This is a genomic window from Kordiimonas sp. UBA4487 (assembly GCF_002389025.1).
GTDB classification, from domain to species: Bacteria; Pseudomonadota; Alphaproteobacteria; order Sphingomonadales; family Kordiimonadaceae; genus Kordiimonas; species Kordiimonas lacus.
Genome location: NZ_DGNR01000013.1, coordinates 169,121 through 184,490, shown reverse-complemented (window position 1 = coordinate 184,490; position 15,370 = coordinate 169,121). Strand labels below are relative to the sequence as shown.

The 15,370-nt window shown below is 57.5% G+C and carries 14 protein-coding genes; 6 read left to right on the top strand and 8 right to left on the bottom strand.

The window, feature by feature from the left end; genetic code table 11:
* Positions 1-169: 169 nt before the first annotated feature.
* From B3Z17_RS12360 to B3Z17_RS12350, 3 genes are all read right to left on the bottom strand, one after another.
* Positions 170-1,477, bottom strand: a complete 1,308-nt coding sequence (locus tag B3Z17_RS12360) for a 2OG-Fe(II) oxygenase (RefSeq protein ID WP_286830042.1) — start codon at positions 1,475-1,477, stop codon at positions 170-172.
* Positions 1,478-3,280: a translation elongation factor 4 gene (lepA, locus tag B3Z17_RS12355; protein ID WP_286830041.1), complete on the bottom strand. Its 1,803-nt coding sequence runs from the start codon at positions 3,278-3,280 to the stop codon at positions 1,478-1,480.
* Positions 3,281-3,370: 90 nt separating this feature from the next.
* Positions 3,371-4,363, bottom strand: a complete 993-nt coding sequence (locus B3Z17_RS12350; RefSeq protein ID WP_068301206.1) for a 2-hydroxyacid dehydrogenase — start codon at positions 4,361-4,363, stop codon at positions 3,371-3,373.
* A gap of 267 nt (positions 4,364-4,630) precedes the next feature.
* On the opposite strand from B3Z17_RS12350, the gene B3Z17_RS12345 reads away from it, so the two are divergent.
* The 5 genes from B3Z17_RS12345 (at position 4,631) to B3Z17_RS12325 (ending at position 9,150) form a co-directional block, all read left to right on the top strand.
* A complete protein-coding gene (locus B3Z17_RS12345; protein WP_286830040.1) occupies positions 4,631-4,993 on the top strand; it encodes an SH3 domain-containing protein in 363 nt (120 codons plus the stop codon).
* Between the two features lie 161 nt (positions 4,994-5,154).
* A complete protein-coding gene (locus B3Z17_RS12340) occupies positions 5,155-7,077 on the top strand; it encodes a calcium-binding protein (RefSeq protein WP_286830039.1) in 1,923 nt (640 codons plus the stop codon).
* Positions 7,078-7,221: 144 nt separating this feature from the next.
* The gene (locus B3Z17_RS12335) at positions 7,222-8,193 is read left to right on the top strand and encodes a bifunctional helix-turn-helix transcriptional regulator/GNAT family N-acetyltransferase (protein ID WP_068301216.1); all 972 of its coding nucleotides are present in this window, start codon (positions 7,222-7,224) and stop codon (positions 8,191-8,193) included.
* Positions 8,171-8,662 (top strand): GNAT family N-acetyltransferase, encoded by a 492-nt coding sequence (locus tag B3Z17_RS12330; protein WP_068301218.1) that lies wholly within the window; start codon positions 8,171-8,173, stop codon positions 8,660-8,662. The genes B3Z17_RS12335 and B3Z17_RS12330 overlap by 23 nt, the downstream gene beginning before the upstream one ends.
* A 44-nt stretch (positions 8,663-8,706) precedes the next feature.
* A complete protein-coding gene (locus tag B3Z17_RS12325; RefSeq protein WP_286830038.1) occupies positions 8,707-9,150 on the top strand; it encodes a GNAT family N-acetyltransferase in 444 nt (147 codons plus the stop codon).
* Between the two features lie 128 nt (positions 9,151-9,278).
* Here the strand turns inward: B3Z17_RS12325 and B3Z17_RS12320 are convergent, their stop codons facing one another.
* A complete protein-coding gene (locus tag B3Z17_RS12320) occupies positions 9,279-9,449 on the bottom strand; it encodes a hypothetical protein (protein ID WP_286830633.1) in 171 nt (56 codons plus the stop codon).
* Here B3Z17_RS12320 and B3Z17_RS12315 point away from each other — a divergent pair.
* Positions 9,373-10,161: a Stf0 family sulfotransferase gene (locus B3Z17_RS12315; RefSeq protein WP_333697919.1), complete on the top strand. Its 789-nt coding sequence runs from the start codon at positions 9,373-9,375 to the stop codon at positions 10,159-10,161. The genes B3Z17_RS12320 and B3Z17_RS12315 overlap by 77 nt on opposite strands.
* A gap of 101 nt (positions 10,162-10,262) precedes the next feature.
* Here the strand turns inward: B3Z17_RS12315 and B3Z17_RS12310 are convergent, their stop codons facing one another.
* The 4 genes from B3Z17_RS12310 to truB form a co-directional block, all read right to left on the bottom strand.
* Positions 10,263-11,657 (bottom strand): NAD(P)H-dependent flavin oxidoreductase, encoded by a 1,395-nt coding sequence (locus tag B3Z17_RS12310; protein ID WP_286830037.1) that lies wholly within the window; start codon positions 11,655-11,657, stop codon positions 10,263-10,265.
* A 143-nt stretch (positions 11,658-11,800) separates the two neighbouring features.
* On the bottom strand, positions 11,801-13,966 hold the full coding sequence (pnp, locus tag B3Z17_RS12305; protein WP_286830036.1) for a polyribonucleotide nucleotidyltransferase: 2,166 nt from the start codon (positions 13,964-13,966) through the stop codon (positions 11,801-11,803).
* A 213-nt stretch (positions 13,967-14,179) separates the two neighbouring features.
* Positions 14,180-14,449, bottom strand: a complete 270-nt coding sequence (rpsO, locus tag B3Z17_RS12300; RefSeq protein WP_068301236.1) for a 30S ribosomal protein S15 — start codon at positions 14,447-14,449, stop codon at positions 14,180-14,182.
* A gap of 20 nt (positions 14,450-14,469) precedes the next feature.
* Positions 14,470-15,369: a tRNA pseudouridine(55) synthase TruB gene (gene truB, locus B3Z17_RS12295; protein WP_286830035.1), complete on the bottom strand. Its 900-nt coding sequence runs from the start codon at positions 15,367-15,369 to the stop codon at positions 14,470-14,472.
* Position 15,370 lies beyond the last annotated feature (1 nt).

Here is a 15,370-nt window from a genome sequence, read left to right as displayed (position 1 = left end):
CGACACAGTCAGATCAAGGGAGCTATTAGGCTGTATCAGCATCCTCTTTATAGAATGAAGCCTGTTAACAACCGGTAAACAGAGTCTCGAAAAATCACAAATCAGGAATCTGGCGAAAAAATTTTTCGTTGGTCCCACATCAGCCCTATCGAGGAAAAGGGCAAAGCCATTAAAATTGATAGCTTTTTTCCCGGATCCATTTGGACGCAATCCACTTCACGCCGCCTGTCACAGGCGTGCTTTCATGCAGCGATTGTTCATCGATTTCACCATCTGCTAGCACATTCTGAAACACGATGGCGTCCCCTATGCCGCCTTTATGCGCGAATCCAGCACGGACAAAGCTGGTGCTGCCGCCCTCATAGCCGTCATTCAGATAAATCAGCACGGTTTTGGGCCGCTGGCCGCTGCGCTCAAGCTCGGCATTCTGGCCGTCCGCGCCCGGTACCAGGCAATCATAGTGCGGCCCATAATACATACCGGGCTGATAATAGAGCACGCTCAGCATTTCGCCGTGATCCGGCGTAACGCCAGCCGCTGCACACATGCGCGCGCCAATGGCATAGAGAACCAGGTCAAGGTCGGCAGGCCAGAAGGTCATGTTATAGGAATGGCGGTAGGGGTCCGCACGCAACTCACCGCTCTTGGGGTCCACCACCCGCGCAGGCGCGAGGCTCGGTGCGGAGGCTGCGATGATATGTTCGCACAAGGCGTGGCTGATCAGCCCTTCAATTGTTTCTACATGCGGGCGATCCAGCTCCACCCGCGCTTGCGGGCGGGCAAGCGATTCGGGCGCTGTCGCCAAATCCGAGAGCAGGTCTTCCGGAATATCGGGTAGTGCCGTCGGGTCAGGCAGTGGTGCCGCTTCAACAGCTTCAAAAGCTGGCAGCAGGTTACCCGCCAACGGATGCCCCAGTTGACGGCCCTGCTGAGTCCATTGCTTGGCCAGGCCCGCTTCGATCGTCCGGTCGCCCTTCAGGTGGCGACTGACAAGCTGCATGGCGGCAATAATGTTGCCGCGGGTGGCTGCCGCCAAGAGAAGCGCGGTATTCAGGTCATCATTAAAGCCGTAAAGCTCCCGCAGGAGCGCCAGTTCCGCCAGCGCCAGAATGTGGCCCTGGCGGGCGCCGGAAACCAGAAGCGCCACAGCCGCGGGCCAATCCGCCTCACAGCCATGCCCCATGGCCTTGAGGACAGCCAGTAGCCGCGTCGCGGCTTCATGCCCCTTGGCAGCAGCCTGTGCAAGAACCTGCACGGCGTGGTTGACATCGCGGTCGACCATATGGCCGGACAGCATGAAGTTTGCGAGCGTGAAACGCGCATCAAGGTGGCCTGCGGTGGCCGCGGCCTTGAGCATCTTGATGGCCGCATCCTTCTGGCCTTCACCAGACAGGTAAGCTGCCATCTTATATTGGGCGTCGGCGTCCCCGGCATTTGCCGCCACTGCCAGTTGGTTGATGTCGACGCTTTCAGCCACTTAGTTTTCCCGCATCTTGAGCGCAGCGATAAAGGCGTTGTGCGGGATTTCCACTTTCCCGTACATGCGCATCTTGGCCTTACCCTTCTTCTGCTTTTCCAGAAGCTTCTTCTTCCGCGTCACGTCGCCGCCGTAACATTTTGCCGTCACGTCCTTGCGCATGGCCGAAATGGTTTCGCGGGCGATCACACGGCCACCGATGGCTGCCTGGATCGGAATCTTGAACAGCTGGCGTGGGATCAGGTCCTTGAGGCGCTCACACAGCGCCCGGCCCCGGCCTTCCGCCTGGCTGCGGTGCACCAGCATGGAGAGCGCGTCCACCGGCTCGGCGTTCACCAGGATCGACATTTTCACCAGGTCCGATTCTTCGTAGCCGTATAGGTCATAGTCGAAGCTTGCGTAGCCGCGGCTGACAGATTTCAAGCGGTCATAGAAGTCATATACCACTTCGTTGAGCGGCAGGCGGTACTTCAACATGGCGCGCGTGCCTGCGTACGTCAGGTCTTCCTGGATGCCGCGCTTGTCTTCGCACAGCTTCAGCACTGCACCCAGATGCTCATCCGGCACCAGGATCGTGGCGTTGATCCAGGGTTCCTCGATGTGGTCGATCTTCACCGCGTCCGGCATGTCCGCCGGGTTGTGAAGCTCAATCATCGACCCATCCGTCATGTGGATCTTGTAGATCACGCTTGGGCTGGTGGTGATCAGCTCGAGGTCAAATTCGCGCAGCAGGCGCTCCTGGATAATCTCCAGGTGCAGCATACCCAGGAAGCCACAGCGGAAACCAAAGCCCAGAGCCGCGGACGATTCCATCTCATACTCGAAGCTGGCGTCATTCAGGCGCAGCTTCTGCAAGGCGTCGCGCAGGCGCTCGAACTCGCTCGTGTCCGCCGGGAACAGGCCACAGAAAACCACCGACCGGCTGGGCTGGAAACCCGGCAGCGCCTTGGCACATGGCCGCTTCACTTCAGTGATGGTGTCACCCACGTGGGTGTCGGCCACTTCCTTGATCGATGCCGTGATAAAGCCCACTTCGCCGGGCCCGAGTTCAGGCACGATCACGCCCTTCGGCGTGAACACGCCCACACGTTCGATCTGGTGCTCGGCGTCAGCCGCCATCATCTTGATGGTCTGGCCTTTCTTGATCTTGCCGTCGATCACCCGCACCAGAACCATCACACCCAGATAGGCATCGTACCAGCTGTCCACCAGCATGGCCTTCAGTGGCGCGTCCGGATCACCTTCAGGTGCTGGCAGGCGCTCGACAATGGCTTCAAGCACGTCATTGATGCCGATGCCTGATTTCGCAGAACATTCCACCGCCTCGGTGGCGTCAATGCCGATCACATCCTCGATCTGCTGGCGCACGCGGTCTGGTTCCGCAGCCGGCAGGTCAATCTTGTTCAGCACCGGCACGATTTCATGATCGTTCTCAATGGCCTGATAGACGTTTGCCAGTGTCTGGGCTTCCACGCCCTGGCTGGCGTCCACCACCAGGATCGAGCCTTCGCACGCAGCCAGACAGCGGCTGACTTCATAGGCAAAGTCAACATGGCCCGGCGTGTCCATCAGGTTCAGCGTGTAATTCTGGCCATCCTTGGCTTTATATTCCAGACGCACGGTCTGGGCCTTGATGGTAATGCCGCGTTCGCGCTCAATGTCCATCGAATCGAGGATCTGCGCCTTCATTTCCCGGTCGGTCAATGCGCCGGTATTCTGGATCAGGCGGTCAGCCAGCGTGGACTTGCCGTGGTCAATGTGCGCAATGATCGAAAAATTGCGGATGTTCTTTTGGTCGGTCATAACCGTTTCTAACTCATACTGTGACAGTTGTTGGCCCCGATGGGCGACGACCGCACATTAGGTGCGGCCGATTTTTGTCTTTGATTGATCTTAGTAAGGAACCACCCGGTCCGGCGGCCGGTGGCCGTCGGCATAGGCGCGGATATTGATCAGGACTTTCTCGCCCATGGCCATGCGCGCTTCAACGGTGGCTGAGCCCATGTGCGGCAGCAGCACCACATTGTCGAGCTCCATCAGCTTCGGATTGATCTCCGGCTCCTGCTCGAACACGTCAAGGCCGGCGCCAGCGATGCGGCCCACTTCAATCAGGTCAGCGAGCGCTTCCTCGTCAATAATCTCACCGCGCGCGGTGTTGATGATCACCGCGTGAGGCTGCAGCCTTTTCATGCGCGCCCGGTCCAGCAGATGATGCGTCTCGTCGGTGAGCGGGCAGTTGACGGACACGAAATCCATCCGGCTGAGCATCTCGTCCAGATCATCCCAATAGGTTGCCTCAAGTTCGGCTTCCACGTCTTCCGGCAGGCGGGAGCGCTTGTGATAGTGCACGGCCATGTTGAAGGCCTTGGCCCGGCGCGCAATCGCGGTGCCGATTCGGCCCATGCCGATAATGCCCAGGCGCTTGCCCTGGATGCGGTGCCCCATCAGGAAAGTGGGTGTCCAACCCGTCCAGTCACCGGCACGCAGGATTTTTTCGCCTTCAAACAGGCGGCGCGGCACAGAAAGTAGCAGCGCCATGGCGAGGTCTGCCGTGTCTTCCGTCAGCACGCCGGGCGTATTGGTAATGACAATGCCCTTTTCCTGCGCGGCCTTGGTGTCGATATGGTTCACACCGGCGCCAAAGTTGGCGATCATCTTCAGATTCTTGCCAGCGGCCGCGATCACCTCGGCGTCTACCTGGTCAGTCACCGTTGGCACCAGAACATCAGCTGTCTGGACGGCTTTGATCAGCCCTTCCTTGCCAAGCGGCTTGTCCGCCAGGTTCAGTTGCACGTCAAAAAGCTCCGCCATGCGGGTTTCAATATTGTCAGGCAGCTTACGGGTGACAACAACCTTGGTACGCTGCCGATTTCCTTTTTGAGCCATGGGCCACAAATACCTTTTTCAGAACCGCGAGACAGTGCTTGCCTCAGACCATGCGCTTCTAGTACCAGAAGGTGGAGGCCAGTTCAAACGTCAAGCGACTGGGAAAGGGGTGTTATGCTGCGCTTTTTGTCGATTTTGATGCTTTTCAGTGGGCTTTTGGGGCAATCCCTGCCGACTCACGCCCAATCGGGGGCACAGGAGCCGCGTGTCGGAGAAAGTGGTCAGCCACTGCCCCGACTGATTTCCCTTGCCGCCAGCAAGGCGTTCATGCGCTCGGGACCCGGCAGGCAGTACCCCATTCTGTGGGTGTACGAGCGCCCCCAACTACCTCTTGAAGTGATTGACGAGCACCGGGCCTGGCGTCAGGTACGCGATCATGAAGGCACCACCGGATGGATGCATGTATCGCTTCTGTCCTCGCGCCGCACCGCCATGATCATCGGCACAACCCGCAAGCTTTATGACGACCCATCGCCGGCTTCCGCCACCCGGCTGCTTGCCGACGCCGGCGTGATTGGTGAGGTCAAATCCTGCGAAGGCATCTGGTGCCAGCTTGACATTGATGGCACCGAAGGCTGGATTGAACGGCGCTATCTGTGGGGTGTGTACGAGCGGGAAATCATTGATTGATAAAGCCAATCCTCAAACCCATAAAAATTCTATAAAAATTTTAAGACAATTTTGCGTCAAGTCATTGTATTATTTGACGTTTTCTTAATTCGCCGCCTACAAAATGCCCTATTCAGGCAACTAATATAGCCGCCTAATCAGGCACACAGTAGGAGGCAAGAGTGATCACATCAATTACCCCAACGTCACCGTTGGCGGCCAGCGCTGCTGGCAATCCACCCAAGGCTCATGACGACGAAACAGATGTCGGTGACGAGGTCATTGACGCATTGAAGGCCGAACATGAAGCACAGTGGGAAGAGCTGGAAGCTGAGCAGCAAGCAGAATATGACGAGCTTGAGGCCCAGTGGACCACAGCCATTGAAGCCCTGACCGCCGAGCATGAGGCGGAATGGGATGCGCTTTACGAAGAAAAGCAGGCCGCGCTGGACGCCCTTTCAGCAGAACATGAGACTGAAGCGTCAGCACTTCAGGCAGAACATGAGACCGCCATGCTGGCCCTGAAGGAAGAGCTGGATGCGGCTTATGCCACTTTGGAAGCGGCTCTTCTGGCTGAATGGGAGGCCCTTGAGGCACAGCTGGCGGACGAATGGGCCACAGCCGAAGACGCAGGTACTGCGGACGACGAACTGGCCGCAAACCATGATGCCCAACGCCAGGCTCTTGAAGATGACCATGCCGCACAGCTGGCTGAGTTTGAAGCGGATTATGACGCCATGGTCGCCGACCTTGCGTCTGCACAAGAAGAAGAATGGCAGGGCCTTGAAGAGCAGCATGACACCGAATGGGATGCACTCGAAGATGAACTGCATGCTCTGATCGACGCACTCGAGGCAGAACAGGACGCTGAGTGGGAGACCCTGGAAGACGCAAAAGAGGCTGAATATGAGGCCCTCGAAGAAGCCCATGAGGCGGAGCGCGAAGCCCTTGAGGCTGCACAGGATGCCGAATGGGAAGAAATTGTTGGCGATGCGGGCGATGACCGCGTCAAGGGAAGCCAGGACGACGACACGCTCACCGGCGGCGACGGTGACGATACGCTCGCAGGCTTTAATGGCAATGACACCCTTGATGGCGGCGACGGCGACGACTTCATCTGGGCCGGATCTGACGCCAACGGCAATGACAAGGCCTATGGCGGCCAGGGGAACGACCTCCTGGGCGGTGGCGGCGGTGCCGATCTGTTGATCGGTGACGGAGACGACCTTGAAGACCTGGAAGGCGATGACACCCTCTTCGGCGGCGCTGGCGACGACACGCTGGTTGGTGGGTCATGGGTTGACCTGAACCAGAACGGCATCGTGGACATTGAAGACTTCATGTCTGATGGCAGCGGCGCGAATGATGACGGCGGCGCGAACGATGACGGTGGTGCCAACGATGATGGCGGGGCCAACGATGACGGCGGGGCCAACGATGACGGCGGGGCCAACGATGACGGCGGCGCTAACGACGATGGTGGTGCCAATGACGTTGGCGGTGACGATACCGTTGACGGCGACACCGGCGGCGACAGCCTCTGGTCGGGCATCGGCGACGACAAGCTGTTCGGCGGCGATGGTAACGACATAATGGGCGCCGGCGTCGGTGACGACACGCTCTATGGTCTTGGCGGCGACGATGTGCTGTTCAGCGGCCAGACCGGCAACGACAAGGTTGTCGGCGGTGTTGGCGACGACACTGTCTTTGCCAACCAGGGCGAAGACACCATCTTCGGTGGCGACGGCAACGACATGCTGTTCGGTGGCAACCAGAACGACTATATCGAAGGCGGGGCCGGTGATGACCAGTTGTTTGGCGGCAAAGACAGCGACACCCTAAACGGCGGTGAAGGCAACGATACGCTCTATGGCGGCAAGGCGGGCGGCAGCGAACGCTTTGTCTTTGAAGAAAACGCCGGTGACGATGTCATTTACGGCTTCGACAGCGATGACGATGTGCTTGACCTAACAGGCGCTGGCGTCGTGTTTGAAGACATCACGGCCACAGCAACAGATGCCGGCCTGCTTCTCAGCTGGGATGGCGGCAGTGTGTTGCTCGCAGGTGTTAATGACACGGTCGACAGTAGCTGGTTCGACTTCTAACCATTGCCATCCAAGCGGCACCCTAGCGTTAGAGGGCCGACCTTCGGGTCGGCCTTTTTTATGCTCAGACACCTGAAATTCACCCTCTTGACGAAATTACATAAGTACTTATATAATTTCTTATAGTATAGCGAGGACAGAATCATGAGCATCCCCAACGAAATCTTTTTTGAGCTAGGTGTCGGCACCCGCATGCGCCGCCTGCAGGAACAACTGACGGCCGATGCAGACCGCATCTATGAGGAAGCTGGCCTCAAGTTTCGGGTGAGCTATTTCTATGCTGTCTATGCCCTGTCGGAACATGGCAGCATGCCGATTGGCGAGATTGCCCGTCTTGCCGGTTTCTCGCATTCCGCCGTCAGCCAGACTGTCAAGCGCATGATCAAGGAAGGCCTGGTGGAAACTACCGCCATGGATGACGGCCGCCAGAAATGTGTGCAACTGACGGCCGCCGGGCGGGCCATGGTGGATGAGGTGCGCCCGCTGTGGCGGGACCTTGAAGCCATAAATACCGAAGCCGGGGCCTCGAAACTGCTCGCCGGCATTGACGCCATGGAAGCCACCTATGCCGAAAAGAGCCTGTACGACCGGGTGAAGGAACGCCAGGCCGCTCGCCAGAAAGCGGCGCCCGATTTTGAGCTGGTGCCCTATGACATCCGCTTCAAGCAAGCCTTCTATGACCTGAATGCCTGGTGGGTGGAGAAATACTTCAAGATGGAACCCATCGACGAAACTGTCCTGTCGGACCCTGAGGGCCATATCCTTGCCAAGGGTGGCGAGATTTATTTCACCCTGATCGACGGCAAACCGGTGGGCACCGTAGCCATGAAGCTGCAGTCCCCGGGTGTCTATGAACTGACCAAACTGGGGGTCGACCCAACCGTACAACAAGGCGGCATGGGCCGCGCCCTGTGTGAAAAGGTGATCGAACGCTTCTGCGCGCGCGGCGGCAAGACGCTGTATCTCGAGACCAATACCAAGCTCGCGCCCGCCATTCGCCTGTATGAAAAACTGAATTTCAAGAAGCTGACACCATCAGAGCCCAGCCCTTATGAGCGTGCCAACCACTATATGGAATGGATGGGAGGCCGTGATGAGCGCGCAGCCGCAGAATAAGCAGGACGCCATTGCTGTGGTGCCCTACCGGCGCGCCTACAAGCAGGCATTCCATGACCTGAATATGGCGTGGCTGGAAAAATATTTCACGGTCGAGCCTGTGCACCGACACGCGCTTGAAAACCCGGAAAGCGAAATTCTCGACGGTGGCGGGGAGATCTTCTTCGCCGTACGCGGCGATGATGTTCTCGGTACCGTCGCCATCCGAGCAGACGGAAACGGCATTTATGAGCTGACCAAACTTGGGGTCGACCCGTCGGCGCAGGGCCTGGGCCTGGGGCGCCTGCTGTGCGAGGCGGTCATCGATTATTTCCAGGCCAAAGGCGGCAAGCGCCTGTATCTTGAAACCCACACCAAGCTCATGCCCGCCATGCGGCTGTATGAGAAACTGAATTTCGCCCTGATGGAAAAGCCCATCGATGCGCACTATCAGGGGACCGACTGTTACATGGAATGGCAAGGCAGATGATGACCGGCACTATAAAAATGGCCAACAACAAACCAGAGACCCTTGTGACGACAGCAGAAAGCCCGGAGGATATCGCCGCGGTGAAGGCGATCTTCCGGGCATTTGTCGAATTCCTGCCCATCGACCTGGATTTCCAGGGCATCGAGGATGAGATGGCCCGCTTTCCGGACGGCTATGTGCTGCTCTTGATCGCCAAGCAGGGTGACACCCCCATAGGGGCCGTCGCCCTGAAGGCGCACGATAGTGACGTGTGTGAGATGAAACGGCTGTATGTGCTGCCGCAAGGCCAGGGCACAGGCGCCGGACGCATGCTGTGTGAAGCCCTGCTGAAGCACGCCAAGGCGCTTGGATACAAAACCATGCTGCTCGACAGCCTGAGGCGGCTTGAAGCTGCCGTCGCGCTTTATGGCAAGCTGGGGTTTGAAGAAACCACGCCATACAACTACAACCCGGAAAACGATGTTGTTTACATGCGCCGGCGCCTGTAGGCCCCCGCCCACGCTTTCTTGAATACCAGCTCATAAACGGCCCCCCGGGCATGGCCAGGAAACCGGGATGTGACACCCGCACATTCCTGTACTTGCAGCCTTTCCCATGATGAGTATAGTGGCACCCTTCACTCCAACGAGAGATTGTCCTGCATGCTGAAATTCCTGTCCGGCAAAAAGAAGTCCGTCAAGACACCGCCTTCCATTGTCATTTGTTCGACCATGCGGTCTGGCTCGACGATGATATGCGAGGACATGCGGAATACCCGGTCGCTGGGCACCGCCCGAGAATTGTTCATGAACTGGCGTCCCGGCAAAGCCGATAAATACAAGGAGCTGGAAAAGCTCTTTGAAGAGGAAGTGACAGAGAACGGCGTGTTCTCCGTCAAGGTCATGTCGCGGTATCTGCCCCACACGGAGGCAGCCCTTCAGGGCACTCGGGAAGACCGACCAGAGGAAGGTCTGTTTCCCTATTTTCATGACGTCTTCAAAGATGCCACTTGGGTTTACCTGAAGCGGAACGATATCCTGGGCCAGGCCATTTCACGCTATATCTCCAATAAGACCGGCGTTTATCACAATTTTGATGATGGGCGGCACAGCAAAAGCAAGACGGTCCTGAAGGCGAAGGGCGAAAGCTATAGCGACGATCTGGACTACAAATTCCTCCCGATAAACAAGGGTGTCCAGAACATCGCCCGGGAACAGGTGCTGTGGGAGCATTTCTTCACCACACAGGGTATCGAGCCGGTCAGGCTCACGTATGAAGACTGTGTCGAGGACCATCACACTTACCTGCAAGCCATTGCCAATGTCGCAGGGATAATGCTGGAGACAATGCCAGCCGAGCGCACCATCAAGCGGCTTCCCAACAAGCGTAACGACGAACTGCGCGAGGAATATTGCCGGGACCTGGTGCGCCGGATCAGGAACGGCACCTTTGTGCCTGGGCAGAAGAAGCCAAACAAGCCAGGCAAAGCCAAGACTGCACCCGGTGACGCAGGGGCTTGATTGAAGCCCCGGCCGCCCTGCGCCCCCAGCCGACATAATGCTGCGAACAACAAAAAAGCCCGGCACTTCGCCGGGCTTTCTGCATTTTGATGGGTCAGGCTTTAGTCGCCGGAGACGATGCGGTCCATCAACTGCTTGACGCTTGGGATAAAGCCGTTCGAATAGAACGGATCGGATCCGAAACGAAACGCATTATGCCCCGCGAACACGAGGTTATCGTCAACACTGCCGTCATGGGCCACGTCTTCGAGCGTCTTCTGGATGCAGAAGCTCCTGGGGTCCGCCAGGCGGCCCGTTGAGTTCTTCTCGTTCGTCGCCCACGAGGAGAAACGGCACTGACTTAGGCAGCCAACACAGTCGGCCTGGTCCTTGCGGATTTCGGCACATTTCTCAGGCGTGACGAAAATCAGGGACCCATCAGGCGTTTTCATCGCCCGCTCATAGCCGGCAGCCAGCCATTCGCGTGCCTTGCCTTCGTCGGCGCGGCGCACGATGTAGGTCTTGCGCTCGACCTGCAGTTCAGTGTCGAACTCTTCGTCCTTTTCGGTCCGGAACTCGATCTGACGATCATTGCGCTGCACCAGCTCACCAATGAAGCTGTTCTTCAGCGCGGAGGAGAAGAAACCGGTCGGGCTGAAGTTTTGCAGCAGCACATCACCAGGCTTCAGGCCCAGCAGCTTCTTCTTCCATTTGTCGGAAATCGGGCTCTCTTTCGTGACCAGCGGGCGCGTGCCGAACTGGAACATGATCGGGCCGACTTCCTTGTTGTCGATCCAGTCTTTCCATTCCTTGAGGTTCCACACACCGCCGGCCATGATGATCGGCACATGGTCCAGGCCCAGCTTGCGCATGATGGCGCGCAGCTCGACAACCCGTGGGTATGGATCGCCCGGTTTGTTGGGGTCCTCGGCGTTCGACAGGCCATTGTGACCGCCCGCGAGCCATGGATCCTCATACACAACGCCGCCCAGGCGTTCTGCGAAATTCTTGTATGCGCGCTTCCACAGAAGGCCAAAGGCCCGGCCGGAAGACACAATAGGGTAATAGTGCGCGCCATATTTGCTGGTCAGCTCGCCCAACTTGAAGGGCATGCCTGCACCACTGGTTACACCGTGGATCATGCCCTTGGTTTTCTCGAGCACTTCGTGCAGGATTCGCTGCGCGCTGCCGACTTCCCAAAGCATGTTGATGTTGATCAGGCCTTCGCCTTTGGAAAGCTCCCACGCCTTGCGAACCTGGTCGATCGTACCCTTGATGGAGTACTCGACCATTTCCTCATGGCGGTCTTTCCGGGTGCGGCCCAGATATTCATGGGGCTCCACATTGCCGTGCGCGTCATACTGATCTGCGATCACAGCGGAAATCGTGCCGATACCGCCGGCTGCGGCCCACGGGCCGGAACTGGCACCGGTGGAAATCGCAACGCCCTTGCCGCCCTCGATCAGGGGAAGGACCTCTTTGCCGCCAAGGCGGATACTATTCAAACTAAAACTCATCAAACTCTCCCGAAACCCCAGCCCGTCTTTCAGTCAACCGTAGCGTAAAACGGACCCTCCTAAAAGGGGTGAAACCGGCGTGATGGTAACACACGCCGGTTTCAAATCAATTAAGCAGTTCTTCCCCGGTCAGGGAAAATTGCTTAGTCGCGTCGACCGCCACCCTTCTTGGGGGACTCTTTTGGTGGACGAGCATCCGGGTTTTCTTCACCCGTTTCCTGGTTCACCACGCGCATCGACAGGCGGACCTTGCCGCGGCCGTCGATTTCAAGGCACTTCACGTACACTTCGTCACCTTCGTTCACAACGTCGGTCACTTTTTCCACGCGCTCTTCAACGAGCTCGGAGATGTGTACGAGGCCGTCACGGCTGCCCATGAAGTTCACGAACGCACCGAAGTCCATGATGCGGACAACCTTGCCTTTGTAGATCGTGCCTACTTCTGGCTCAGCCACGATGCCGTTGATCCATGCTTTCGCAGCTTCAATTTCAGAAGCGACGGAAGACGCGATCTTGATCGTGCCATCGTCTTCGATGTTCACTTTGGCGCCGGTCACTTCAACGATCTCACGGATCACTTTACCGCCCGTGCCGATCACTTCGCGGATCTTGTCTGATGGGATCTTCATGGTCTCGATGCGTGGGGCATGCTCGGAAAGTTCCGTACGCGCGCCAGTCAGAGCTTTGTTCATCTCATCAAGGATGTAACCACGGCCACCAGCAGCTTGTGCCAGTGCCTTTTCCATGATCTCGCGGGTGATGCCGGTGATCTTGATGTCCATCTGCAGCGCAGTCACACCTTTGTCGGTACCAGCTACCTTGAAGTCCATGTCGCCGAGATGGTCTTCGTCACCCAGGATGTCAGAGAGAACTGCGAAATCGTCGCCCTCTTTGATCAGGCCCATGGCGATACCGGAAACCGGACGGCTGATTGGAACACCTGCGTCCATCATGGCGAGAGCCGAACCACACACGGTTGCCATCGAAGATGAGCCGTTGGATTCAGTGATCTCGGACACCAGACGGATGGTGTATGGGAACTCTTCAGCATTCGGCAGTACAGCGCGAACAGCGCGGTAAGCCAGCTTGCCGTGACCCACTTCGCGGCGGCCGGTAAAGCCAACGCGGCCACACTCGCCCACAGAGAAGGGTGGGAAGTTATAGTGCAGCATGAAGTTGGAGCGCCAGCTGCCTTCGAGCGCGTCGATGATCTGCTCATCTTCGCCGGTGCCCAGCGTTGCAACAACAAGGGCCTGCGTTTCACCGCGGGTGAAAAGCGCGGAACCGTGGCTGCGTGGCAGAACACCAACTTCAGACATGATGTCACGAACTTCGTCAAGCTTACGGCCGTCGATACGCTTGCCTGTCTCCAGGATGTTACCGCGGACGATCTTGCTCTCAAGCTTCTTCGTCAGGTCACCAACCATCTGTTCAGTCAGCTCTTCGTTGGCTTCCAGAACAGGCGCAACGGCTTCCTTGATCTTCGCTTTCGCTTCGTTGATCTTCAGAACGCGGTCTTGCTTGGCAGTGATCTCGTAAGCGGCACGCAGGTCAGCTTCACCAGCGTCTGCGATCGCCTTGATCAGGTCATCCTTGTTCGGGCCTTCTTCAAGCTCCCAAGGATCTTTCGCAGCAACTTCAGCAAGCTCGATGATTGCGTCGATTACTTTTTGCTGCTCGTCATGACCGAAGGTCACAGCGCCCAGCATGATGTCTTCGGAAAGTTCTTTTGCTTCAGACTCAACCATCAGAACAGCGTCTTTGGTGCCTGCAACAACGAGCTCAAGCTCGGACTCTTTCACTTCATCAAGGGTCGGGTTCAGGATGTATTCGCCGTCCTTGTAACCAACTTTCGCGCCGGCGATCGGGCCAAAGAATGGCAGACCGGAAAGCGTGAGGGCCGCAGAAGCGCCGATCATGGCAACGATATCGCTATCGTTTTCCAGGTCGTGGCTCAGAACCGTACAGATCACCTGAACTTCGTTTTTGAAGCCCGATGGGAACAGTGGACGGATCGGACGGTCGATCAGGCGGCTCACAAGCGTTTCTTTTTCGCTTGGGCGGCCTTCCCGCTTGAAGAAGCCGCCAGGGATCTTGCCGGCAGCGTAGAATTTCTCGATATAGTTTACGGTCAGTGGGAAAAAGTCCTGACCTGGCTTCTGAGACTTGGCACCAACAACGGTACACAGAACTTCAGTGTCGCCATATTTGGCCATTACGGCCCCATCAGCTTGTCTAGCTACATGACCGGTTTCCAGAGAGAGGGTACGGCCGCCCCATTCGATTTCTTTGCGATGAATATTGAACATTTTCTAACCTTTCAGCAGCTGCCCGGGTATCGCACTACACTGCCGGACAACTTCGGCGCCTTCCCTATGAAGACGCCCCGCTTAAATAAAAATCCCAGGCCTCCCGGATTAGAAGCCAAGGCGTGTCTTCTTGTCGCTTTTAGGGAAAGTTCGAAACGGAAGTCCCAAAAGCGAAGAAGGCCGGTTCCCTTGAACCGGCCTCCCTGAACTGAATTACTTCCGCAGACCCAGACGACCGATGAGCGTCGTGTAACGCTCTACGTCCTGGCCTTTAAGATAGTCCAGCAGCTTGCGGCGCTGGTTTACCATCTTGATCAGACCGCGACGGGAATGGTGATCCCCTTTGTGGTCTTTGAAGTGTTCGGTCAAAGTCGCAATACGCGAGGAAAGAATTGCTACCTGCACCTCAGGGGAGCCGGTGTCGCCTTCTTTGGTGGCGTATTCTTTGATCAGTTCTTGTTTCCGTTCAGCAGTAATCGACATCGTCTTCTCCTACAAAAAAGTTACATATTGAAGACCCGCAAGGAGCGAATGGTGCCATGGGTGTTTTCAGCGACTGCCAGCGGCACGTCGCCGTCCATCAACACAAGCGTTCCTTGCTTGATCTCAGGCCTGAGGAGGGTCATGCCGCATCTGATGCGTTTCGCTTCCTCATCCGTTACGGCAACCGCCGGGATGTCGTCCAGCGCTGTCGTAATCGGACTTACATAGTCCTGAGCGGGCGCACTATGGCCCAACTCCTCCAGTTTTTCCAGTGAAATCGCGTCCTTAAGGCTGAAGGGCCCAACGCGAAGGCGCCTGAGCTGAACCACATGGCCGCAGCTATCCACCGCACGGGCGATGTCGCGCGCCAGCGAGCGCACATAGGTGCCCTTGCCGCAGGTCACGTGAAACGCTGCCTCGCCCTGGTCCGCGTCGAAGGATGTCAGGCTAAGTTCTTGAATTTCAACACGTCTTGCCTTGAGTTCCACCAGCTCGCCGTCGCGCGCCAGCTTGTAGGCACGCTGGCCGTCCACCTTGATGGCGCTGTAGGCAGGCGGGATTTGCTCGATGGAGCCGGTAAAGCGCGGCAGGACCTCAAGAATTTCCGCTTCTTCAGGGATACGGCCACCGGATTCGATAATTTCGCCTTCAAGGTCGTCCGAATCGGTCGCAGTGCCGAATTTGACGGTAAAAGCATACTCTTTCGAGGCATCAACAATGAAAGGCATGGTCTTGGTGGCTTCGCCAAGCCCGATGGGCAGAATGCCGGAAGCCAGCGGGTCCAGCGTGCCGCCGTGGCCCACCTTCTGGGCCTTGGTGAGGAACTTCACCTTGCCGACCACGCCGGAACTGGTGATGCCAAGCGGCTTGTCGATCACCAGCCAGCCGTCAATCTTGATGCCCTTCTTGCGCCGTGCCACG

Coding starts and splice junctions, on each gene's coding strand:
- B3Z17_RS12345 (WP_286830040.1), top strand. CDS start 4,631: ATGCGCTCGGGACCCGGCAGGCAGTACCCCATTCTGTGGGTGTACGAG.
- B3Z17_RS12350 (WP_068301206.1), bottom strand. CDS start 4,363: ATGGCTCAAAAAGGAAATCGGCAGCGTACCAAGGTTGTTGTCACCCGT.
- B3Z17_RS12320 (WP_286830633.1), bottom strand. CDS start 9,449: ATGAACAATTCTCGGGCGGTGCCCAGCGACCGGGTATTCCGCATGTCC.
- B3Z17_RS12310 (WP_286830037.1), bottom strand. CDS start 11,657: ATGAGTTTTAGTTTGAATAGTATCCGCCTTGGCGGCAAAGAGGTCCTT.
- lepA (WP_286830041.1), bottom strand. CDS start 3,280: ATGACCGACCAAAAGAACATCCGCAATTTTTCGATCATTGCGCACATT.
- B3Z17_RS12315 (WP_333697919.1), top strand. CDS start 9,373: ATGCGGTCTGGCTCGACGATGATATGCGAGGACATGCGGAATACCCGG.
- B3Z17_RS12330 (WP_068301218.1), top strand. CDS start 8,171: ATGAGCGCGCAGCCGCAGAATAAGCAGGACGCCATTGCTGTGGTGCCC.
- B3Z17_RS12335 (WP_068301216.1), top strand. CDS start 7,222: ATGAGCATCCCCAACGAAATCTTTTTTGAGCTAGGTGTCGGCACCCGC.
- pnp (WP_286830036.1), bottom strand. CDS start 13,966: ATGTTCAATATTCATCGCAAAGAAATCGAATGGGGCGGCCGTACCCTC.
- rpsO (WP_068301236.1), bottom strand. CDS start 14,449: ATGTCGATTACTGCTGAACGGAAACAAGAACTGATCAAAGAATACGCC.